General features: G+C 66.2%; 18 protein-coding genes. 10 read left to right on the top strand and 8 right to left on the bottom strand.

What is annotated here, in order from left to right; translation table 11 throughout:
* Positions 1-65 precede the first annotated feature (65 nt).
* From lepA to QSJ18_RS02105, 3 genes are read left to right on the top strand one after another with little or no spacing between them, the layout of a single operon-like run.
* Positions 66-1,913, top strand: a complete 1,848-nt coding sequence (gene lepA / locus QSJ18_RS02115) for a translation elongation factor 4 (protein WP_286324557.1) — start codon at positions 66-68, stop codon at positions 1,911-1,913.
* Complete coding sequence (locus tag QSJ18_RS02110) at positions 1,910-3,955, top strand: M3 family metallopeptidase (protein ID WP_286324556.1); 2,046 nt, start codon at positions 1,910-1,912, stop codon at positions 3,953-3,955. Before lepA ends, QSJ18_RS02110 begins: the two co-directional genes overlap by 4 nt.
* Entirely contained in the window at positions 3,952-4,863 is a 912-nt protein-coding gene (locus QSJ18_RS02105; RefSeq protein WP_286324555.1) for a cation diffusion facilitator family transporter, read from the top strand. Before QSJ18_RS02110 ends, QSJ18_RS02105 begins: the two co-directional genes overlap by 4 nt.
* 13 nt (positions 4,864-4,876) lie before the next feature.
* Here the strand turns inward: QSJ18_RS02105 and QSJ18_RS02100 are convergent, their stop codons facing one another.
* Positions 4,877-6,883, bottom strand: coding sequence for a glycoside hydrolase family 15 protein (locus QSJ18_RS02100; protein ID WP_462475962.1), 2,007 nt, complete (start codon positions 6,881-6,883; stop codon positions 4,877-4,879).
* A gap of 119 nt (positions 6,884-7,002) precedes the next feature.
* Here QSJ18_RS02100 and QSJ18_RS02095 point away from each other — a divergent pair, with 119 nt between their 5' ends.
* From QSJ18_RS02095 to QSJ18_RS02070, 6 genes are all read left to right on the top strand, one after another.
* Positions 7,003-7,203: a hypothetical protein gene (locus tag QSJ18_RS02095; RefSeq protein WP_286324554.1), complete on the top strand. Its 201-nt coding sequence runs from the start codon at positions 7,003-7,005 to the stop codon at positions 7,201-7,203.
* A 204-nt stretch (positions 7,204-7,407) separates the two neighbouring features.
* Positions 7,408-8,517: a sulfate ABC transporter substrate-binding protein gene (locus tag QSJ18_RS02090; protein ID WP_286324553.1), complete on the top strand. Its 1,110-nt coding sequence runs from the start codon at positions 7,408-7,410 to the stop codon at positions 8,515-8,517.
* Positions 8,517-9,395 carry a sulfate ABC transporter permease subunit CysT gene (cysT, locus tag QSJ18_RS02085; RefSeq protein WP_286324552.1) on the top strand — a complete coding sequence of 293 codons (879 nt, stop codon included), beginning with the start codon at positions 8,517-8,519 and terminating at the stop codon, positions 9,393-9,395. The genes QSJ18_RS02090 and cysT overlap by 1 nt, the downstream gene beginning before the upstream one ends.
* On the top strand, positions 9,392-10,345 hold the full coding sequence (cysW, locus tag QSJ18_RS02080; protein WP_286324551.1) for a sulfate ABC transporter permease subunit CysW: 954 nt from the start codon (positions 9,392-9,394) through the stop codon (positions 10,343-10,345). Before cysT ends, cysW begins: the two co-directional genes overlap by 4 nt.
* Before the next feature lies 1 nt (position 10,346).
* Positions 10,347-11,342: a sulfate/molybdate ABC transporter ATP-binding protein gene (locus tag QSJ18_RS02075; protein WP_286324550.1), complete on the top strand. Its 996-nt coding sequence runs from the start codon at positions 10,347-10,349 to the stop codon at positions 11,340-11,342.
* A 108-nt stretch (positions 11,343-11,450) separates the two neighbouring features.
* On the top strand, positions 11,451-13,052 hold the full coding sequence (locus QSJ18_RS02070) for an FMN-binding glutamate synthase family protein (protein WP_286324549.1): 1,602 nt from the start codon (positions 11,451-11,453) through the stop codon (positions 13,050-13,052).
* Positions 13,053-13,091: 39 nt separating this feature from the next.
* Here QSJ18_RS02070 and QSJ18_RS02065 read toward each other — a convergent pair whose 3' ends face one another.
* The 5 genes from QSJ18_RS02065 to QSJ18_RS02045 are packed head-to-tail and all read right to left on the bottom strand — an operon-like array spanning position 13,092 to position 18,544.
* Complete coding sequence (locus tag QSJ18_RS02065; RefSeq protein WP_286324548.1) at positions 13,092-13,811, bottom strand: sirohydrochlorin chelatase; 720 nt, start codon at positions 13,809-13,811, stop codon at positions 13,092-13,094.
* The gene (locus QSJ18_RS02060; RefSeq protein ID WP_286324547.1) at positions 13,808-15,103 is read right to left on the bottom strand and encodes a sulfate adenylyltransferase subunit 1; all 1,296 of its coding nucleotides are present in this window, start codon (positions 15,101-15,103) and stop codon (positions 13,808-13,810) included. Before QSJ18_RS02060 ends, QSJ18_RS02065 begins: the two co-directional genes overlap by 4 nt.
* Positions 15,103-16,044 (bottom strand): sulfate adenylyltransferase subunit CysD, encoded by a 942-nt coding sequence (cysD, locus tag QSJ18_RS02055; RefSeq protein ID WP_286324546.1) that lies wholly within the window; start codon positions 16,042-16,044, stop codon positions 15,103-15,105. The genes QSJ18_RS02060 and cysD overlap by 1 nt, the downstream gene beginning before the upstream one ends.
* Positions 16,041-16,817, bottom strand: coding sequence for a phosphoadenylyl-sulfate reductase (locus QSJ18_RS02050; RefSeq protein ID WP_286324545.1), 777 nt, complete (start codon positions 16,815-16,817; stop codon positions 16,041-16,043). Before QSJ18_RS02050 ends, cysD begins: the two co-directional genes overlap by 4 nt.
* Positions 16,814-18,544, bottom strand: coding sequence for a nitrite/sulfite reductase (locus tag QSJ18_RS02045; protein ID WP_286324544.1), 1,731 nt, complete (start codon positions 18,542-18,544; stop codon positions 16,814-16,816). The genes QSJ18_RS02050 and QSJ18_RS02045 overlap by 4 nt, the downstream gene beginning before the upstream one ends.
* 312 nt (positions 18,545-18,856) lie before the next feature.
* Here QSJ18_RS02045 and hemW point away from each other — a divergent pair, with 312 nt between their 5' ends.
* Positions 18,857-20,119, top strand: coding sequence for a radical SAM family heme chaperone HemW (gene hemW, locus QSJ18_RS02040; RefSeq protein ID WP_462475961.1), 1,263 nt, complete (start codon positions 18,857-18,859; stop codon positions 20,117-20,119).
* 10 nt (positions 20,120-20,129) lie between these two features.
* On the opposite strand, the gene QSJ18_RS02035 is transcribed toward hemW, so the two are convergent.
* Both QSJ18_RS02035 and QSJ18_RS02030 read right to left on the bottom strand, forming a co-directional pair.
* Positions 20,130-21,050: an ABC transporter permease gene (locus tag QSJ18_RS02035; protein ID WP_286324543.1), complete on the bottom strand. Its 921-nt coding sequence runs from the start codon at positions 21,048-21,050 to the stop codon at positions 20,130-20,132.
* Positions 21,047-21,838 carry an ABC transporter ATP-binding protein gene (locus tag QSJ18_RS02030; protein WP_286324542.1) on the bottom strand — a complete coding sequence of 264 codons (792 nt, stop codon included), beginning with the start codon at positions 21,836-21,838 and terminating at the stop codon, positions 21,047-21,049. Before QSJ18_RS02030 ends, QSJ18_RS02035 begins: the two co-directional genes overlap by 4 nt.
* Positions 21,839-21,870: the final 32 nt, after the last annotated feature.

Here is a 21,870-nt window from a genome sequence, read left to right as displayed (position 1 = left end):
CCGATGCGGGACCAACAGCCGGCCCGGGACGATGGCAGCGTGTGAGTGAGACGAGGGATTAGGGTTTGACCAGCAACTTCGCCGAGACGACGTTCACGGATCCGGCCCGGATCCGGAACTTCTGCATCATCGCGCACATCGACCACGGCAAATCGACCCTGGCAGATCGGATGCTGCAGCTCACCGGCGTCGTCGAGGAACGGCAGATGCGCGCCCAGTACCTCGACCGGATGGATATCGAGCGCGAGCGCGGCATCACCATCAAGGCGCAGAATGTGCGGCTGCCCTGGCAGGTGGATGGCGAGGATTACGTCATCCACCTCATCGACACCCCCGGTCACGTCGACTTCACCTACGAGGTGTCACGCGCACTGGAGGCCTGTGAGGGTGCGGTGCTGCTCGTCGACGCCGCGCAGGGGATCGAGGCGCAGACCCTGGCCAATCTCTACCTGGCCATGGAAAACGACCTCACGATCATCCCGGTGCTCAACAAGATCGACCTGCCCGCCGCCGACCCGGACCGGTATGCCGCCGAACTCGCTCACATCGTCGGCTGTGAACCCGAGGACGTGCTGCGAGTTTCCGGCAAGACCGGCATCGGGGTGAAGGACCTGCTCGACGAGGTCATCCGGCAGGTGCCCGCCCCGCAAGGCGATCCCGATGCACCCGCCCGCGCGATGATCTTCGACTCGGTCTACGACACCTACCGCGGCGTGGTCACCTACGTCCGAGTCGTCGACGGCAGGATCGTGCCGCGCGAGAAGATCGCGATGATGTCCACCGGTGCCACCCACGAACTCCTCGAGGTCGGCATCGTGTCCCCAGAACCCAAGCCCACCAAGGGGCTTGGCGTCGGGGAGGTCGGCTACCTCATCACCGGTGTGAAAGACGTGCGACAGTCCAAGGTCGGCGATACCGTGACCTCGGCCCGCAACGGTGCGACCGAGGCGCTGACCGGCTATCGCGAACCGCGTCCGATGGTCTACTCGGGCCTGTACCCACTCGACGGCTCGGACTATCCGGTGCTGCGTGAGGCATTGGACAAGCTGCAGCTCAACGATGCCGCGCTCACCTACGAGCCGGAGACCTCGGTGGCGCTGGGATTCGGTTTCCGGTGCGGCTTCCTCGGTCTGCTGCACATGGAGATCACCCGCGAGCGGCTCGAACGGGAATTCGACCTGAGTCTGATCTCCACCGCACCCAACGTGGTCTACCGCGTGGTGATGGAGGACGGCAGCGAACACATCGTCACCAATCCGTCGGACTGGCCCGAGGGTAAGGCCCGCCACATCTACGAACCCGTGGTCAAGACGACGGTGATCGCGCCGTCGGAGTTCATCGGCGCGATCATGGAGCTGTGCCAGTCCCGGCGCGGTGAATTGGGCGGCATGGACTATCTGTCGGAGACCCGCGTCGAACTGCGCTACACCCTGCCGCTGGCCGAGATCATCTTCGACTTCTTCGACTCGCTGAAATCACGGACCCGTGGTTACGCCAGTCTCGATTACGAGGAGGCGGGCGAACAGGAGGCCGACCTGGTCAAGGTCGACATCCTGCTGCAGGGTGAGGCGGTCGACGCGTTCAGCGCGATCGTGCACCGGGAAGCGGCATTCGCCTATGGCAACAAGATGGCCACCAAGCTCAAGGAACTCATCCCGCGCCAGCAGTTCGAGGTTCCGGTGCAGGCGGCCATCGGGTCGAAGATCATTGCGCGCGAGAATATTCGCGCCATCCGCAAGGATGTGCTCGCGAAATGTTACGGCGGCGACATCAGCCGTAAGCGCAAGCTGCTGGAGAAGCAGAAGGAAGGCAAGAAGCGGATGAAGACGATCGGCCGCGTCGACGTGCCGCAGGAGGCGTTCGTCGCCGCGCTGTCCACCGACGCCGCCGGCGACAAACCGAAGGGGAAATGATGTCGCCGAATCCGGTGCTGGCCCACAGCGACCTGCCGTACGGCCTACCGGATTTCGCGTCGATCGCCGACGAGGATTTCCTCCCGGCCTTCACCGCGGCGATGGCGACCCAGCTCGCCGAAGTCGAGGCGATCGCGCGGTCGGCGCAACCGCCGACCTTTGCCAACACCATTGAGGCATTGGAATTCTCGGGGCGAGACCTCGACCGTGCGGCCGGCGTCTTCTACAACCTCGTCGGGCCGGACGCGAATCCGGCGCGCAACGAGATCTCGCAGCAGTTGTCCACGATGACCGCCGATCACGCCAACACGATCGCGATGAATCCCGCCCTGTTCGCCCGCATCTCCGAACTACACGGCACCGCCGACGAACTCGGCCTGACCGAGCCGCAGCGCAGACTGCTCGATCGGCACTACCGCGACGCAGTGCGGGCGGGGGCCGGCCTCGGAGCCGACGAGCAGGCCCAGATGCGCGAGATCTCGGCGCGGCTGGCCTATCTGACCACCACCTTCTCGCAGTACGTCCTCGATGAGGCCAACGATTCGGCGGTCCTCGTCGACGATGCCGCGCAGCTCGACGGGCTGTCGGCCGCGGCGATCGCCGCGGCGCGTCGTGCGGCCGCCGATGCCGGCCACGCCGACGGCTACCTGCTCACCCTCGAGCTCCCAACGAGTCAGTCGGTACTCACCGAACTGGCCGACCCGCACACCCGCGCGCGGGTCTTCGACGCATCGATGGCGCGGTGCGCACGCGGAAACGACTTCGACACCACCGCAATCATTCTGGAGATCGTGACGCTGCGGGCGCGCCGGGCCCGCCTGCTGGGCTACCACGATCATGCCGACTACATCATCGCCGAACAGACCGCCCCGAGTCCTGGCGCGGTCGACGACTTCCTCGCCGAACTGAACACCGCGGCGATGTCCGCAGGCGGGCGGGAACTGACCAGGCTCACCGAACTGGCGGGCGGACCAATCGGCGCCGCCGACCTGACGTACTGGCTGGGCCGGGATCAGCGGGCTCGGGCCGGGATCGACCTCGACGGGTTCGCCGGCTACTGCGAACTCGACACCGTCCTGACGCGTGGCGTGTTCTACGCGGCGAACCGGCTCTACGGTCTGCGCTTCACCGAGCGGCCCGACCTGCGCGCCTATCACCCCGACGTTCGCGTGTGGGAGGTCTTCGACGAGCACGGCGTGGGGATCGGCCTGTTCCTGGGCGACTTCTACGCGCGACCGTCCAAACGCGGTGGCGCGTGGATGAACAACATCGTGGGTCAGTCGGCCGCATTGCGCACCCGCCCGGTCATCGTCAACGTGCTCAACCTGACGAAACCCGGTGCAGGCGAACCCTGCCTGCTCTCCACCGACCAGCTGACCACACTGTTCCACGAGTTCGGTCATGCGCTGCACGGGCTGCTGTCGACGGTCGACTACCCCTCGCAGTCGGGTACTTCGGTGCCCCGTGACTTCGTGGAGTTCCCCTCGCAGGTGAACGAGATGTGGGCGTTGCACCCCGACGTGCTCGGCAACTACGCCCGACATCACCAGACCGGCGAACCCATTCCGGCCGAACTCGCCGACGCCGCGCGCGCGGCCGCCGGCGCGGAATCGGCGCACGGAACCATCGAGTACCTGGCGGCCGCCACCCTGGATCTGGCCTGGCACCGGCTCACCGAAGAGCAGGCTGCGGCCGTCACCGATGTGGCGGACTTCGAAGCGCAGGCTCTGCGCTCGGCCGGGATCGGTTCCGAACTCATCCCGCCGCGTTATCGCACGGCGTACTTCAACCACATCTTCGGCGGCGGATACTCGGCCGGTTACTACAGCTACATCTGGTCGGAGGTGCTCGACGCCGAGACCGAGCAGTGGTTCCTCGCCGAAGGTGGGCTGTTGCGGGACAACGGCCGACGCTTCGCCGACTCGACGCTATCCCGCGGGGACAGCGTCGAGCCGATTGCCGCGCATGCCGAACTGATCGGCCGCCCGGCGCAGATCGATCCACTGTTACGTCGTCGCGGACTGGCGGTCACGTCGTCGTGAGCACGGCGGCCACGCGAGGCGACCTGTCGCGCTTCGCGGTGCTGAGCATCGTCACGTCGCTGGTCGTCATCTCGCTGAAGCTGGTGGCGTGGCGGATCACCGGCTCGGTCGGTCTGCTGTCGGATGCGGCCGAATCGCTGGTGAATGTCGTGGCGGCGGTCGGCGCATTGATCGCCCTGCGCATCGCGGCGCGGCCGGCGGATTCCGACCACAACTTCGGGCATACGAAAGCCGAGTACTTCTCGGCGGTCTTCGAGGGCGCGATGATCGTCGCGGCCGCGGCCCTCATCATCGTCTCCGCGGTCGACCGGCTGTTGCACCCGCGTGAATTGGAGTCGGTCGGACTGGGTTTGGCGATCTCGGTGATCGCGACCGTCCTCAACGCGATCGTCGGTGTGATCCTGTTGCGCGCAGGCAAACGGCATCGCTCGCTGACGCTGGAGGCCGACGGGAAACATCTGCTGACCGACGTGTGGACGACGATCGGCGTCGTCATCGGCGTGCTGCTGGTCGCGTTGACCGGGTGGCTTCCGCTCGACCCGCTGATCGCGATCGCGGTCGCGGTGAACATCCTCGTTGTCGGCGGACGCCTGGTGTGGCGTTCCGCGTCGGGCCTGATGGATTCGGCGTTGCCCGACGAGGATCGGGCCGTCATCGACGAGATCCTCGACGGGCACCGCCGCGAGGACCGGGTCGACTTCCACGACGTGCGCACCCGCGAATCCGGCCATGAACGATTTCTGCAGATGCACATGCTGGTGCCGGGGGACTGGTCGGTGGACCGGGCCCACGACCTGGCCGAGCGGGTCGAGTCCGAATTGCACGACGCCTTGGACCATCTGGCGATCAGCACGCATCTGGAGCCGATCGGCGATCCTCGGGCCTACGAATCGTGGCGGCTGGACTGACCCGCCCGGGCGGTCAGTGGTTGGCGGGCTGGAAGGTTCGCTGGTGTGCTTCCTCCTCGGCCCGGATCACGTGCATCACCGCGTTGATGAGCGCGAGATGGGTGAAGGCCTGCGGGAAATTGCCTAGTTGCTGACCGGTTTTCGCGTCGATCTCCTCGGCGTACAGCTTGAGCGGACTCGAGTAGGAGAGCAGTCGTTCGCACAGGGCCTTCGCGCGTGCCAGTTCCCCGATCTCCACGAGCGCCGACACCAGCCAGAACGAACAGATGGTGAAGGTGCCTTCCTCACCGGTGAGTCCGTCGTCGGTTTCCTCGACCCGGTAGCGCAGCACCAGGCCGTTGTCGGTGAGGTCGTCGGCGATCGCGAGAACCGTTGCACGCACCCGGTAGTCGTCGGAGGGGAGGAACCGTAGCAACGGCACGAGCAGGAGGGACGCGTCGAGCGCGTCGGCACCGTATCGCTGGGTGAACACCCCGTGCTCGTTGACCCCGTGTTCGAGGATGTCGGCCCGGATCTCGTCGGCGATCTCCGCCCACTGGGCGGCGTACTCGCGGGCGCCGTTCATGGTGGCCAGTCGCGACCCGCGGTCGAGGGCGACCCAGCACATGACCTTGGATGAGGTGAAATGCTGCGGTTCGCCGCGCACCTCCCAGATGCCGCGGTCGGGTTCGCGCCAATGTTTGATGGCCTCTTCGACCTGCGCCTTCAACACCGGCCACAGCGTCTCCGGCACCGATCCGCTCGACTTGGTGTTGAGATAGACCGAGTCGAGCATGGTGCCCCAGATGTCGTGCTGCGCCTGGTTGTACGCACCGTTGCCGATCCGGACCGGACGTGCCCCGTCGTAGCCGTTGAGGTGTCCGAGCTCATGCTCCTCGAGGGTTCGTTCGCCGCCGACGCCGTACATGACCTGCAATTGATGGTGTTCGCCGTTGGTGATGCCGGAGACGTCGGCGATGAAGGAGAAGAAGTCGTCGGCCTCCCGGTCCAGGCCCAGCGTGTAGAGGCCCCACAACGCGAAGGTCGAGTCACGGACCCACGCGTAGCGGTAGTCCCAGTTGCGTTCGCCCTGCGGGGTTTCCGGGAGTGAGGTGGTGGCCGCGGCGAGCAGCGCACCGGTGGGCGAATAGGTCAGTCCCTTGAGTGTCAGCGCCGAACGCTGCAGATGCGAACGCCACGGATGGTCGGGGAACTTGCCCACGTTGATCCATTGACGCCAGCATTCGGAAGTCGCCCACATCTTCTTCGACGCCTCGTCGAAGGTCTGCGGGGCCGGCTGCGACGACCAGCTCAATGCCACGAAACGCGATTCGCCGTCCTTGAGTCGCGTACGGGCGCGCGCCTCGCGTCCCTCCAGGCCCAACCGCAAATCGGTCGTCAGCTTCAGGGTCGGCGTAGTGGCGTCGGTGTTGAACGCCACCGCGACGGCCTCTCCGTAGGCGGGTCCGGAGTACTCCCACCGGGTCAGCGCCCGGTTGTAGTCGAAGGCGGGTTCACAGCTCATGGACACCTCGACGGTGCCCGACACACATCGGATGGTGCGCAGCAGGATGTGTTCGGCGTCCCAGTCGGTGGGGGTGCGGCGGTGGGTCGTCGACCGGCGATCGTTGTCGTGCCACGGCCCCATGACGAGGGCGTCGCGCACCACGATCCAGCCGGTCTCGGTCTGCCAGGTGGTCTCCAACATCAGGCTGCCGGGCAGGTAGCGGCGATCGACCGGCACATTCACTCCGTACGGGGCCAGTCGGAAGTGGCCGGCAGTCCGGTCGAGGACGGCCCCGAAGACGCTGGGGGAGTCCGGTCGCGGGACGCACATCCACTCGATCGATCCGTTGCGGGCGATGAGGCAGTTCGTCTCGGTGTCGGAGAGAAAGGCATAGTCGCCGATCGGCGGGTAGGCGCTGTCCGCGGGGGTCATCGGTACCGCCGGATGTGCCTGGGTGTCGTCGACGGTGCGACCCCCCACCGGTACGGACGGGGTGGGAAACTCGGCTACGGTGGAGTCATCGGTCGCTGTCATGGATCTATCATCGTCAGCGGCATCGCAAGCCGCCAGTCGACGGTTGTGCGCCCGGCCGCGGAGTTTGGATCAGACTGAAATAAACTCCCCGGCGTGACGAGTACGGATGAGGTGACACGGTGACCGGCTTCTTTGCCTGGTGGGACGGCGTTGAGGAATGGCTCACCGGCCTGTCCTTCGTGCCACAGCTATTGGTCACCCTCGCCGTCGTCGTGCCGGTCTCAATCCTCGTCGCGGTCGTGCTGAATCTGCTGGTCGACGGCGTTTTGGCAGTCGTCGACCGGCGTCGATTCGCCGATGACGACGGGACCGGGATCTGATCATGATCCGTTCCCGCGTCACCCTCGCCTTGATCGCACTGATCGCGTTGCTCGTCATCGCCTGGTTGCTCACCCGATAGCGCAGCGCAAGTCCGGTTTCGATCACCCCAATTCGTAGCTAACTCCCAGGGCCCGGTCATGGTTAGCCTGATCCGGTCAAACAAGCGGATACCCGGGTGTTCCGGGTGTGCTGGAGGAGGGGCGATGACCGGTCACAGACCACGCCGATGGCGCTCGGTCTTATTCGCGATCGTGGCGCTGGCCATGACCGCGGGAATGGTGTCCGCATGTGGTGGTGGATCGACCGATGAACCCGGTGGGGTGGACATCTCCAGCGGAAGCCGGCATCTGAACCTGGTCGCCTACGCCGTCCCGAAGCCCGGCTTCGACGTCGTCATCCCCGCGTTCCGCAAGACTCCGCAAGGATCCGACATCGGCTTCTCGGCCTCCTACGGCGCGTCCGGCGACCAGTCGCGCAAGGTTGCGCGCCGGGTGCCCGCCGACGTGGTGAACTTCTCGGTCGAACCCGACATCACCCGGCTCGTCAAGGCCGGCGTCGTCGACAAGAACTGGAAGGACCGGCAGTACAACAGCACGCCGTTCGGTTCGGTCGTCGCGCTGGTTGTGCGCAAGGGCAACCCGAAGAACATCCACACCTGGGATGACCTGCTCAAGCCGGGTGTCGAGGTGGTGACCCCCAACCCGGGTAGCTCCGGGTCGGCGAAATGGAATCTGCTGGCACCGTTCGCCGCGAAGAGCAACGGCGGCACCGACGTCGAGGCCGGTCTGGCCTACATCAAGGAACTCGTGCGCGAGCACATCACCGTGCAGCCGAAGTCGGGCCGTGAGGCCACCACCGCCTTTGAGCAGGGCCAGGGCGACGTGCTGATCAGCTATGAGAACGAGGCGATCATGCTCGACCGCGCCAACGCGGACGCCGCGCCCAAGAACCAGATCGACTATGTGATCCCCGCCCAGACCTTCAAGATCGAGAATCCGGTCGCGGTCGTCAACACCACCAAAGACCTCACCGGCGCCAATGCCTTCGTCGACTACCTCTTCACCGACGAGGCGCAGCGCATCTGGGCAGCCGAGGGCTTCCGGCCGGTGGTCCCCGCGATCGTGAAAGAAACGGCGGGGCTGTTCCGCCCCTACGAGAAGCTGTGGACGATCAAGCAACTCGGTGCCGAACTCGGCAAGGGCACCGCGGCGAAGAACGACGGTAAGGATCTGACCGGCTGGAAGGCCGTCGACGACGCGTTGTTCTCGAAGAACGGTGCGATCACCAAGATCTACAAGTCGGGAGGCCAGTGATGAGTGCACCCGTACAGGATTCGGCGCCGCGGCCCGAATCCCCGGATTCCGGAGCCCCCGGGGGTTTCCTCGGACGATCACGGACATTCAGCGGTGTCTCGCCGCTGGGCATCGGTGTCGCCTGGCTGTGGCTGAGCGTCATCGTGCTGCTGCCGCTGGCTGCCATCACCGTGCAGTCCTTCGACGATGGATGGAGCGGCTTCTGGGATGCGATCACCGATCCCGCCGCGCTGGACGCACTGCGGATCACCGTCCTGGTGTCCATCGTGGTCGCGCTCATCAACGTCGTCTTCGGCACCATCCTGGCCTGGGTCCTGGTACGAGACGAGTTCTGGGGCAAGAGTTTCGTCAACGCGATCATCGACCTGCCCTTCGCGTTGCCGACCATCGTCGCCAGCCTGGTGTTGCTGTCGCTCTACGGCCCGAACAGCCCGATCGACATCCAGCTCAACGCGACGCAACCCGGCCTGATCGTGGCGCTGACCTTCGTCACCCTGCCCTTCGTGGTCCGGCAGGTGCAGCCGGTGCTGATCGAGATCGACCGTGACGTCGAAGAGGCCGCAGCCGTGCTGGGCGCCAGCAACTGGCTGACCTGGCGCAAGATCGTGCTGCCCGCGCTGCTGCCGTCCATCCTCACCGGTGCCGGCCTGGCCTTCACCCGTGCGATCGGCGAGTTCGGCTCGGTCGTCCTGATCGGCGGCAACATCCCGGGTGAAACGCAGGTCGCCTCGCAGTACATCCAGCAGCAGATCGAGGTCGACGAGCCGGTCAACGCGGCCGCGGTGTCGGTGGCCCTGCTCGTCATCGCCTTCGTGGCGCTGCTGATCCTGCGGGTCGTCGGCAGCCGTCAGTCCAATCGAGAGGAGCGCGACCAGTGAGACTGTCACCGATCACACGCTATGGGTTGCGCGCCATCGCGCTCATCTATCTCTTCATCTTGCTGGTCGTCCCGGTCGGCCTGATCTTCTGGCGTTCCTTCGAACACGGCTTCGGCCAGTTCTGGGAATGGATCACCACCCCGGCCGCGATCTCCGCCTTGCAGCTGAGCCTGCTGATCGTGGTGATCGTGGTACCGCTCAACGTCGTCTTCGGTATCACCACGGCATTGGCGCTCGTGCGAGGCAGGTTCCCCGGCAAGCGGTTCCTGCAGTCGGTCGTCGACCTTCCGTTCGCGGTGTCGCCGGTCGTCGTCGGTGTCGCGCTGATCCTGCTGTGGGGTTACGGCGGCTGGTTCGGGGGCATCGAGAGCACCGGCTTCCGCATCATCTTCGGATTCCCGGGTCTGGTCCTGGCGACCCTGTTCGTCACGCTGCCCTTCGTGGTGCGTGAGGTGGAGCCGGTGCTGCACGAGATCGGCACCGAACAGGAACAGGCGGCGGCCACCCTCGGAGCCAATAGCTGGCAGACCTTCTACCGGATCACGCTGCCCGCGATCCGCTGGGGCCTCACCTACGGCATCGTCCTGACCATCGCCCGCGCACTGGGCGAATACGGCGCGGTGACCATGGTGTCGTCGAACTTCCCGGGTATCTCGCAGACCCTGACCCTGCTGGTGCATTCCCGCTACACCGACGACTACAACGAATACGGCGCCTATGCGGCGGCGACCCTGCTGATGTTCGTGGCGATCCTGGTCCTAGTCGCGATGACGCTCATCGAGCGTCGGGCCAAGGGCCGATACGAGCGGGCCAGCCAGTACTACCACCAGGATTCGGCGGAGACCGACACCGACGGCGGACACGGCAGCGAAGAACTGGTGCTGACCCCTCCGCACGGACCGGAAGCCATCGATTCGCGACAGACCATCGAACAGAAGGAAGGCGTGTGACATGTCGATCTCGGTTATCGGCGCCAACAAGCGCTACGGCGACTTCGCCGCTCTCGACGACGTTTCCATCGAAATCCCGGACGGCTCGCTGACCTCGCTGCTCGGACCGTCGGGTTCGGGTAAGTCGACATTGCTGCGCGCCATCGCAGGGCTGGACAGCCTTGACTCGGGCACCGTCATCATCAGCGGCAGCGATGTGTCGGGTCTGTCGCCGCAGAAGCGCGACATCGGGTTCGTGTTCCAGCATTATGCCGCGTTCAAGCATCTGACGGTCCGCGACAACGTCGCCTTCGGTCTCAAGATCCGTAAGCGTCCCAAGCCGGAGATTGACAAGAAGGTCGACGAGCTGCTGGAGATCGTCGGGCTCACCGGGTTCCAGAAGCGGTACCCCGCACAGCTTTCCGGCGGTCAGCGACAGCGCATGGCGCTGGCGCGGGCGCTCGCGGTCGACCCGCAGGTGCTGCTGCTCGACGAGCCGTTCGGTGCGCTCGACGCCAAGGTTCGCGAGGATCTGCGCAAGTGGCTGCGGCGGCTGCACGACGAGGTTCATGTGACCACCGTGCTGGTCACCCACGACCAGCAGGAGGCGCTGGACGTCAGCGACCGGATCGCGGTGCTGAACAAGGGCCGGATCGAGCAGATCGGCAGCCCCGATGATCTCTACGATCGACCGGTCAACGCGTTCGTGGCATCCTTCCTGGGCTCCACCGTCCGCCTCAACGGCGAACTGGTCCGCCCGCACGACATTCGGATCGGCCGCAACCCCGAGCTGGCGCTGCCGGCCGCGGACGCCGCACTCGACACCGGTGTCATCAAGGCGACCGTGGCCCGCGTGGTGAACCTGGGATTCGAGACCCGTGTGGAGTTGGTGGCCGCGGCCACCGGCGACGAGTTCGCCGCCCAGATCACCCGTGGTGATGCCAACGCCCTGCACCTGCAGCCGGGTGAGCAGATCTTTGCCCGCGCGACGAAGGTGCCCAATCTCGTCGTGTCCTGACCGCCGGTAGGACAAACGCCGGTCCACTATGCCCGATACGGGTGGATGGAAGTGGGATCGGTGTCGTGAACGCGAGACACCGGGCCGAACCGGTGGTGTCATGGCGATATGGCACGCGTGGTATCGGTTGCCCTGCTCGGCCCAGTGGGGGTCGCGGCGGTGGGGATCGCGGCGGTGGGGGCCGCCGCGATCTGGGGGCCGTACTGGCTGATCCCGGCCGTAGTCCTGCTTGCGCTGGGTGCAACCGGGGTCCACGACCTGGTCCAACGGCGCCATACCGTTCTGCGGAACTATCCGGTGATCGGGCATCTGCGCTATCTGATGGAGGCGCTGCGCCCGGAGATCCAGCAGTACTTCATCGAACGGGACTACGACGGCCGTCCCTACGATCGTGAGCGTCGCTCGATCATCTACGAGCGGGCCAAGGGGATTCACGGTGAGCAGGCCTTCGGTACCGAGCGCGACATCGAGGAGATCGGGTACGAGCATCTCGTCCACTCGGTGGTGCCGGCTCCGGAACCGGACCAGCCGCCCCGGGTGACGATCGGCGGACCGGACTGCAGACGGCCGTATTCGATGGCACTGCTGAATGTGTCCGCGATGAGCTTCGGTGCGTTGTCGGCCAACGCGATTCGTGCGATCGGTGCGGGCGCGGCGGCCGGCGGATTCGCTCAGGATACCGGGGAGGGCGGACTCACCCCGTACCATCTCGACGCCGGTGCAGATCTCGTGTGGGAGATTGGATCGGGCTACTTCGGGACGCGAACCGCCGACGGCCGATTCGACCCGGTCCAGTTCGCCGACCAGTCCTCGCACGAACGCATCAAATGCGTATCCCTCAAACTCAGCCAAGGCGCGAAGCCCGGCGTCGGCGGGGTGCTGCCCGCCGCGAAGGTGAGCGAGGAGATCGCTCGCTATCGCGGGGTGCCTGCGCACCAGAAGTGCGTGAGCCCGCCCGCGCATTCGGTGTTCTCGACGCCCCGCGAACTCGCTCAGTTCATCGGGACGATGCGAGAACTGGCCGACGGCAAGCCGATCGGGATCAAGCTGTGCGTCGGCAGCCGGCGTGAAATGCTCGCACTCTGCAAGGCGATGATCGCCGAGCAGATCACTCCGGACTTCATCGTCGTCGACGGTGCTGAGGGCGGAACCGCGGCCGCGCCACTGGAATATGAGGATCACGTCGGGATGCCGCTGACCGAGGGACTCATCACGGTCCACAACGCGCTCGTGGGCGCCGGGCTGCGCGACCGGGTCACGATCGGTGCGAGCGGAAAGGTCGCCGGCGGTGCCGATATCGTCAAACGTCTTGTGCAGGGCGCAGATTACACGAATGCTGCGCGCGCCATGATGATGGCTGCCGGCTGTATTCAGGCCCAGCGTTGTCACACGAACACATGTCCGAGCGGGGTGGCGACCCAGGACCCACACCGCGCGCGGGCGCTGCACGTGGGGGACAAGACGCAACGGGTTCGGCGGTATCAGGAGGCAACTGTCGCGCAGGCCGTGCAGATCATGGCGACCATGGGTGTCACGCACCCTGCGCAACTGCATCCGGCGATGCTCTTCAAACGGATCGATGCGACCGGTGACCGTTCCTATGCCGAACTCTACGAGTGGCTGGCGCCCGGGCAACTACTCGACGATCCGCCGGCGTCGTGGGAGGCCGACTGGGCCGCGGCCGATCCGGACACCTTCCGGCCGGCATGACACACCGGGCCCGCGACCTCAACTGGCCGGCGGACGGTTTCAGAGACCGGTGGCGATGGTCGATAGCCTTGCGGCACGCAGGTATTCGCTGCTGATCGCATCGATGACCGCAGGATGGGTACCAAGCGGTCCGGCCACGCGCACACCGGTCTCGAACTCGTCGAGTGCGGCTTCGACGCGTTCGGTGAGCAACCCCGCCGACAAGAAGTACGGACTGAGCGCGATCTGCTGGGCTCCGGTGGCGCGCAGTCGGCGAATGGCCAGGCGCACCATGCGGTTCTCGGTGCCCAGCTTGGTTGCGAAGACAACCTCGACCGGGCGGTTGAGCCGGGTGGAGAGTTCGATGGCGCGGCGCCGCGCATGCAGGTCCGCGCCCTGGTCGGAGGAGCCGACCGAGCACAGCAGGATGCCGTCACGACCGGACAGGCCGGCCTCGACGAGCCGGTCGGTCAGACCGGAGACCAGCGAATGCGTGCCGATCACCGCGGTCTGCCGGGCCTGCGGATGATGCTCGGCGATCAGTGCGGGCAGATCGATCTTGCTGTGATATCCGTCGGCCAGGAGCAGTGGCACGACGACCGGCGGCTCGGCCAGGTCGGTGAGAACCTCACCGACCGAAGGGGAGTCGAGGTCGAGGTAGGACAGTTCGACCCGCACGCCCGGCAGCCGGTCGGCAACCGCGGCACGCACCCGTCGGGTGGTGTCGGCGAATCGCGGATCCCGGCTGCCGTGCGCTACCAGTACGAGAGTCGGTGTCACACCAGCTCTTTGAGGTGCAGCGGCGCGAGTGCGTCGCCGACCAGGCCGGCTGCCAGCGTGTTGCCGCCCTGCGGATCGATCAGCAGGAAGCTACCCGATTCGCGGTTGACCTGATAATCGTCGGCGGGGATCTCCTCGGCGGTCTGCACCGAGATCCGCACGATCTGGTTCAGTTCGGCGGAACCGGGGGCGTCGATAATCGACAGGTTCTGCTCATCGAAGAGGGCGTCGATGCCACCGATGATCGCCTGAGTGGTCTTGGCCCCGTGCTTGAGCAGCAGCCGGGCACCCGGACGCAACGGCTTGTCCGACAGCCAGCACACGGTCGCGGTGAACTGTGAGATCGGCTCGGGCGCATCGGCCACCGCGGAGATCAGGTCGCCACGCGAGATGTCGACGTCGTCCTCGAGGAGCAGGGTGACGCTGCGCCCGGTGTGTGCGGTCGCCAGCTGACCGTCCGGGGTGTCGATCTGGCTGATCGTGGATCGCTTGCCCGACGGCAGGATGACCACCTCGTCGCCGACCGAGACTCGACCGGCGGCGATCTGACCCGCGTAGCCGCGGTAGTCGGGGTACTCCGCGGTGCGGGGCCGGATCACGTACTGCACCGGGAAACGCAGGCCGACGTCGCCACGAGAAGGCTCGTTCGGCACGGTCTCCAAATGCTCGATGAGCGTCGGGCCGTCGTAGTACGGGGTGTTCGCCGACCGGATCGCCACGTTGTCGCCGTTGAGCGCCGACACCGGGATCTCCTGAACCTGCTCGGGCGCGTAGCCGAGAGTGGTGGTCAGGGTGTTGAAGTCCTCGGAGATCTGCGCGAACACCTCGGCCGGGTTGTCGACAAGGTCGATCTTGTTCACGGCCAGCACCAGCTGCGGCACACCCAGCAGCGCCATCACCGCGGCATGCCTGCGGGTCTGGGCGACGACGCCGTTACGGGCGTCGACCAGCAGGATGACCAGCTGTGCGGTCGACGCGCCGGACACCGTGTTGCGGGTGTACTGCACATGGCCGGGGGTATCGGCCAGGACGAACGACCGTGCCGGAGTGGCGAAGTAGCGGTAGGCGACGTCGATGGTGATGCCCTGTTCGCGTTCGGCGCGCAGGCCGTCGACGAGCAGCGACAGGTCCGGGGTGTCCATCCCGCGATCGACCGAGGCCTTGGTGACGGCGTCGATCTGGTCGGCCAGAACCGATTTCGTGTCGAAGAGCAGTCGGCCCACGAGGGTGGACTTGCCGTCGTCGACGCTGCCCGCGGTGGCGATCCGCAGAAGGTCGGGGGAGTGTTTCATCAGAAGTATCCTTCGCGCTTGCGGTCTTCCATGGCGGCCTCGGAGACACGGTCGTCGCCGCGGGTGGCACCACGCTCGGTCAGGCGCGATGCGGCGACCTCCGCGAGCACGGCTTCGTTGTCGGTGGCCTCGGACAGTACGGCGCCGGTGGTGGAGCCGTCGCCGACGGTGCGGTAGCGGACCATGCGGGTCTCGACCACCTCGTCCTCGCGCGGACCGCCCCACGGGCCGGAGGTCATCCACATGCCGTCGCGCTGGTACACCTCACGCTCGTGGGCGTAGTACAGCGGCGCGAGCAGGACCTGCTCGCGAGCGATGTAGCGCCAGACGTCGAGTTCGGTCCAGTTACTCAGCGGGAACACGCGCACATGCTCACCCGGCGCGTGGCGACCGTTGTACAGGTTCCACAGTTCGGGACGCTGGCGCTTGGGATCCCACTGTCCGAAAGCGTTGCGCAGCGAGAAGATCCGCTCCTTGGCACGGGCGCGCTCCTCGTCGCGACGGGCACCGCCGAAGACCGCGTCGAAGCGATTCTCGGTGATGCCGTCGAGCAGCGGGATCGTCTGCAGCGGGTTGCGGATACCGTCCGGGCGTTCGGTCAGGCGACCGTCGGCCAGGTAATCCTCAACCTTGGCGACGTGCAACCGCAGATTGTGGCGTTCCACGATCTCGTCGCGGAACTGGATGATCTCCGGCAGGTTGTGTCCGGTGTCGACGTGCAGCAGTGCGAACGGCAGCGGCGCGGGCCAGAACGCCTTGAGCGCCAGGTGCAGCAGCAGCGTCGAGTCCTTACCGCCGGAGAACAGGATCACCGGACGCTCGAACTCGCCGGCCACCTCGCGGAAGATGTGGATCGACTCGGATTCGAGCGCGTCGAGGGTGGTGAAGTTGTCCGGGTCGGACAGGTCGCGGACCCCGGTGGTGGTGTCGGTGATGGTCATGCGTGCAGCCCACATTCTGTCTTGGCGCGGCCGGCCCAACGGCCACTGCGCGGATCGGATCCGGGTTCGGGTTTGGCCGTGCACGGGGCGCAGCCGATGGATGGATAGCCTTCGTCGACCAGCGGGTTGACCAACACGCCGTTGGCGTCGATGTACTCCTGCATGGTCTCGTCGGACCACGGGGCGATCGGGTTGATCTTCACCAGTCCGAAGCCCTCGTCGAAGGACACCAGCGGGGCGTTGGCCCGAGTGGGGGCCTCCACCCGGCGGATACCGGTGACCCAAGCGTCGTAGTGCGACAGACCGGCCCGGAGCGGGACCACCTTGCGCAGCCGGCAGCATTCGCCGGGATCGCGGGCGAAGAGGTTGCGGCCCAACAGTTCGTCCTGCTGTGCGACGCTGTGCTCGGGAGTGAGATCGACGATCTCGACACCAGGACGATCGGTGTCGGGCGACGGTGCGTAGACGGCCTCGACGGCGTCGCGGGTGCCGATCGTCTCGGCGAAGTGATAGCCGGTGTCGAGGAACAGGATCTTCAGCGGGTCACCGTCGAGTGCGTCACGGTCGATGTGCTTGACGGCGAGGTCGACGAGGACCGCATCCTGCATGTTGGAGGCCACCACGAAGTTGGTGCCGAAGGTTCTTGCGGTCCAGCGCAACAGTTCCTCGGCGCCGGCATCGGAGCCGAGGGTGCGGGCACCGTCTTCGGCGATCGCACGCAGCTGGTCCTCGCTGAAACGGCGACCGGTGACCGGCGTGGTCGATGCGGTCATCGCAGGGCCTCCTCGTCTGCACGAACGGCCCACTGCGCGAACCGCTCTCCGTCCTCACGCTGTGCGACGAAGTTGCGCACGACGCGTTCGATGTAGTCGCCGAGCTCGGTGGATGCCACCTTGTGCTGGCGGAGTTTGCGGCCGAAACCCGAGTCGAGTCCGAGGCTGCCGCCGAGATGGACCTGAAAGCCTTCGATCTGCCCGCCGTCGCCGTCTTCGATGAGCTGTCCCTTGAACCCGATGTCGGCGATCTGGGACCGGCCACAGGAGTTCGGGCAGCCGTTGATGTTGACCGTGATCGGTACGTCGAGGCCCTCGTTGACGTCGGCGAGGCGCTGCTCGAGCTCAGGTACGAGCACCTGCGACCGCTTGCGGGTCTCGGTAAAGGACAGTTTGCAAAACTCGATCCCGCTGCAGGCGATGAGGTTCCGGCGCCACTGCGACGGCCGGCCGTGCAGGCCGAGTGGCTTGAGCTCGTCGATCAGCGCATCCACCTTGTCGTCGGGGACGTCGAGCACGATCAGCTTCTGGTACGGCGAGAATCGGATGCGGTCGGATCCGACGGCGGCCACCGCGTCGGCGACCTTGGTCAAGATGGTGCCGGAGACGCGACCGGCAACCGGGGAGAAGCCGATGGCGTTGAGCCCGTTCCGCAATTTCTGCACGCCGATGTGGTCGATCGGGCGGGGCGGGAGTTCGGGTGCCGGACCGTCGATGAGCTTGCGCTCCAGGTACTCGTCTTCGAGGACCTGACGGAACTTCTCGATACCCCAGTCCTTGACGAGGAACTTCAGGCGGGCCTTGGCGCGTAGACGGCGGTAACCGTAATCGCGGAAGATCGATACGACGGCCTCCCAGACATCGGGGACCTCGTCGAGCGGAATCCAGGCGCCGACGCGCTGAGCAAGCATCGGATTGGTCGACAGTCCACCGCCGACCCACAGGTCCAGGCCGGGGCCGTGTTCGGGGTGGACGACACCGACGAAGGCGACGTCGTTGATCTCGTGGACGACGTCCTGCTGACCGGAGATCGCGGTCTTGAACTTGCGGGGCAGGTTCGAATACGCGGGGTCGCCGATATAGCGACGCACGATCTCGTCGATGGCCGGAGTCGGATCGAGGATCTCATCGAGTGACTCGCCCGCGAGCGGCGAACCGAGCACCACACGCGGGCAGTCTCCGCAGGCCTCGGTGGTCTTGAGCCCGACGGCTTCGAGCCGTTCCCAGATGGTGGGGACGTCCTCGATGCGGATCCAGTGGTACTGGACGTTCTCCCGGTCGGAGAGATCGGCGGTGTCGCGCGCGAATTCGGTGGACAGCTCACCCAGCGTGCGCAGCTGTGCGACGTTGAGAGCGCCGCCGTCGCAGCGCACCCGCATCATGAAGTGGCTGTCTTCGAGCAGATCGATGTTCTCGTCACCGGTGAAGGTGCCGTCAAAGCCCTCGGCGCGCTGGGTGTAGAGCCCCCACCACCGCATCCGGCCGCGCAGGTCTTGCTTGTCGATCGATTCGAAACCCTGCTTCGAGTAGATGTTCTCGATCCGGGCTCGCACGTTGAGCGGGTTGTCGTCCTTCTTGACCTGCTCGTTGGGGTTCAGCGGCTCACGGTAGCCGAGCTTCCACTGGCCTTCCGCCCGCCGCTTGGCCGGGCGCGGCTTACGGGCAGGCCGGGCCGGGGCATCCGAGCTGGGCGTGCTCGGCGCAGGGGCGTCTGTGGTGGACGTCATGAGGTCTCCTCTGCCGACACGAGGCCGACGGGTATCGCACACGGTGAACTGGGCTGTGTGAAAACGTGTCGGCATCCCGCATCAGGACGGGAGCACTCGGGGCCGAGACGTCGCTAGATGCGACAGAAAGCGCTGCAGACGCGCTTCAGATCAATGTGGCGACGCGCAGCCAGCCACACCCCGGGGAAAATCACGTGGTCCATAGTGCCATGCCCGTCGCTGTCGCGTCTACTTGGGGTTACTTTTCATCATCGTGAGGGAAAGCCGTCGCGGCGATGTCGGTTGCCGGCACGCACGCGCACCAGCTCTGCCATGACCAAGGCCGGTGACCCCCGTGGTTATTCCGGCGCGCATGATGGTCGGGTGCCCATCGAGTCCACCGCCGACGCCGACGAGGCCGTGATCGAACAGATCGCGGCCGCCGGTCGTGCCGTGGATCCCGGCGTCCCGCTGGGTCTGTACCTGCACGTTCCGTTCTGTGCGACGCGGTGTGGGTACTGCGACTTCAACACGTACACCGCCGGCGAGTTGGGCACGTCCGCGTCACCGGAATCGTGGCAACGTGCCGTCGAGCGGGAACTGGCGATGGCGGCGGCCACGATGATCCCGGCGCGCCCGGTGTCGACGATTTTCGTCGGCGGTGGCACACCGTCGCTGCTCGGGGCCGACGGGCTGGGCAGGCTGCTCGATGCGGTGCGGGCGAACTTCGAGCTGGCACCGGATGCCGAGATCACCACCGAATCCAACCCGGAGTCCACATCGCAGGCCTTCTTCGACGGACTGCGGTCGGCCGGCTACAACCGGGTGTCGCTCGGCATGCAGTCCGCGGCGCGTCACGTGCTGGCCGCACTCGATCGCACCCACACGCCGGGTCGGGCGGTCGCCGCCGCACGCGAGGCGTCCGCCGCCGGGTTCGACCACATCAATCTGGACCTCATCTACGGCACACCCGGCGAGCGCGACGACGACCTGCGCGCCAGCCTCGACGCGGTCCTCGACACCCCGGCCGACCATGTGTCCGCCTATGCGCTGATCGTCGAGGACGGGACCGCGCTCGCGCGCCGGATCCGACGCGGTGAGATGCCCGCACCCGACGACGACGTGCTCGCCGATCGGTATCGGATCGTCGACGAGCGGCTGTCGGCGGCGGGGTTCCACTGGTATGAGGTGTCCAACTGGGCGCGCACCCCCGGCGGGGAATGCCGCCACAATCTGGCCTACTGGCGCAGTCATGATTGGTGGGGTATCGGCCCCGGTGCGCACTCACATGTGCACGGGGTGCGCTGGTGGAACGTCAAACATCCTGCGCGCTACGCCGATTCGTTGGACGCCGACCTTTTGCCGGTCGCGTCTGCCGAGGTGCTCGCCGACGATGACCGGCACGTCGAGGCGGTCATGTTGCTGACCCGTTGCCGGAGCGGGCTGCCGCGCGATGTCCTCACCGCAACGGAGATCGGCCACGCCGACGAATTGTGTGCGCAGGGCCTGCTGACACCCGCGGCCGCCGCATATGTGCTCACCGATGCCGGCCGATTGTTGGCCGACGGTGTGGTGCGCCGGATCCTCTGGGACTGACGTCGTCTCGTCAGTCGCTGCGTAGATCGGTGGCCTGGAGGCGGATGAGACCGATCACGAAGAAGGCGACCGCGTATGCGGCGAAGTAGAGCAGGGACATATTCGGGCCGAAGACGGTGTCGAAGGTCGGGTATTGGCCTGCGCCGATCTGGGCGTTCGCGAACGGACCCCACTTCTGCAGGGTCATGCCGAAATCGTTGTTCATCACTTTGTAGAGGAATTCCTCGATGACGAACCGCCACAGTACGACGATCATGATGACCAGCCCGGGTCGCGGGATCAGTACCGACAGACCCAGTCCCAGTGCGAGGACGAGCACCGAGTATACGGGCACGCCGATCAGCAGGCGTACGCCGTCGCCGGAGAACAGTTCGACCTCGCCCCAGATCTCGGGGAACAGGTGCGGGAAGCCCAGCAGCATGATGAGGATGGTCGCGGTGACGGTGATTGCCGCGACGACGCTGAAGACGATCAGCTTCGCGACCGGCATCGTCCACCGTCGGGGCTGGATGGCACTCCCGAGTTCGACGGTCTTGTCCTTGAACTCGCCGCAGAACGAGGTGACCGCGGCGGCCATCAGGATGAACGGGGAGAGCATCATCAGCCAGTAGCCGGTGTTGTTGGTGTCGATCCCGCCGGTGCCGTCGATGACATCCCACTGGCTGGCCTTGGCGATACCGAAGTTCATCGCAACCGGGATACCGATCGATAGCGGGATCACCAACCAGAACAGCGGATTTCGCGGTGAGAGCTTGGTGATCTCGCTGCGGATCGCGCGCCCGAGGAACAGGCCGTTGCGCGCGATGCGGGCCACGACTCCGGCGCGGTTGGTCGATCCGACAGGCGATGGGTCCAGGGTTTCCGGGTGGGCGTGGACATCGGCGGACGTGTCGTCGGCAGTGATGGCGGAATCCGTCAAACGGTGGCTCATCGGGTCACGCTGCTTCCGCTGTAGTCGACGCTGGTTTTCGTGAGGTCGAGGTACGCCGATTCCAGCAGCCGCGGTCCCGAGCCGCGGGCGAGGATGGTGTGCCGATCGTCGTCGGCAAGCACCTTGCCGCGACCCATGATGATGATCCGTGAGGCGGTGATCTCCACCTCGGCCAGGTTGTGCGATGCGACGAGAAGGCATTTTCCGGCGTTTGCCAGACCGGTCAGGGTGTCGCGCAGCCACAGGGTGCCCTCGACGTCGAGGCCGTTGGCCGGCTCGTCGAGAACGATCGTGTGCGGGTCGCCGAGCAGTGCGGTGGCGATTCCGAGTCGTTGCAGCATGCCGAAGGAGAAGCCGCCGACCTGCCGGGTGGCAACGCCGGTCAGGCCGACCAGGTCCAGCACCCGGTCGGCGTCGGCGACCGGCACACCCGCCAGTCGGGCCTGCCATCGAAGGTGCCGGAGCGCGGTGTGCTTGGGATTGTTCGCGAACGGGTTGAGGCTGAAGCCGATCTCGCGGCGGACATCGCGGAAATCGCCGAGTCGTCCGCCGTTGATGGAGATCGTGCCGCGGTCGGGTCGGGTAAAGCCCGCGATCATCCGCATGACGGTCGTCTTACCCGCGCCGTTTGGTCCGAGTAGATACGTGATCGCACCCGGCGCCGCGACGAAGCTGACGTCGTCGGCGGCGGCCTTCTTACCGAAGTGTTTGGTCAGTCGGTCGACGACGATCGACGGCTCGGAACGGGCCTCGGGCTCGGCGCCGGCCGGTGGGGGCGTCTTGGTCATGCGGTGGTCCTCGGTGATCTCGGCGGGCGGCC

Origin of the sequence: Gordonia heveisoli (assembly GCF_030315745.1) — a bacterium.
Classification (GTDB): Bacteria; Actinomycetota; Actinomycetes; order Mycobacteriales; family Mycobacteriaceae; genus Gordonia.
The sequence above is the reverse complement of the archived record's forward strand: the minus strand, read 5'-3'. Positions and strand labels throughout refer to the sequence as shown.

Excerpts from the sequence above, each read along its gene's own strand:
- cysT (WP_286324552.1), top strand. The coding sequence starts at position 8,517 with ATGAGTGCACCCGTACAGGATTCGGCGCCGCGGCCCGAATCCCCGGAT.
- QSJ18_RS02060 (WP_286324547.1), bottom strand. The coding sequence starts at position 15,103 with ATGAAACACTCCCCCGACCTTCTGCGGATCGCCACCGCGGGCAGCGTC.
- QSJ18_RS02090 (WP_286324553.1), top strand. The coding sequence starts at position 7,408 with ATGACCGGTCACAGACCACGCCGATGGCGCTCGGTCTTATTCGCGATC.
- QSJ18_RS02100 (WP_462475962.1), bottom strand. The coding sequence starts at position 6,883 with ATGACAGCGACCGATGACTCCACCGTAGCCGAGTTTCCCACCCCGTCC.
- QSJ18_RS02110 (WP_286324556.1), top strand. The coding sequence starts at position 1,910 with ATGATGTCGCCGAATCCGGTGCTGGCCCACAGCGACCTGCCGTACGGC.
- cysD (WP_286324546.1), bottom strand. The coding sequence starts at position 16,044 with ATGACCATCACCGACACCACCACCGGGGTCCGCGACCTGTCCGACCCG.
- QSJ18_RS02035 (WP_286324543.1), bottom strand. The coding sequence starts at position 21,050 with ATGAGCCACCGTTTGACGGATTCCGCCATCACTGCCGACGACACGTCC.
- hemW (WP_462475961.1), top strand. The coding sequence starts at position 18,857 with ATGACCAAGGCCGGTGACCCCCGTGGTTATTCCGGCGCGCATGATGGT.
- QSJ18_RS02050 (WP_286324545.1), bottom strand. The coding sequence starts at position 16,817 with ATGACCGCATCGACCACGCCGGTCACCGGTCGCCGTTTCAGCGAGGAC.
- QSJ18_RS02075 (WP_286324550.1), top strand. The coding sequence starts at position 10,347 with ATGTCGATCTCGGTTATCGGCGCCAACAAGCGCTACGGCGACTTCGCC.
- QSJ18_RS02070 (WP_286324549.1), top strand. The coding sequence starts at position 11,451 with ATGGCACGCGTGGTATCGGTTGCCCTGCTCGGCCCAGTGGGGGTCGCG.
- QSJ18_RS02030 (WP_286324542.1), bottom strand. The coding sequence starts at position 21,838 with ATGACCAAGACGCCCCCACCGGCCGGCGCCGAGCCCGAGGCCCGTTCC.
- QSJ18_RS02045 (WP_286324544.1), bottom strand. The coding sequence starts at position 18,544 with ATGACGTCCACCACAGACGCCCCTGCGCCGAGCACGCCCAGCTCGGAT.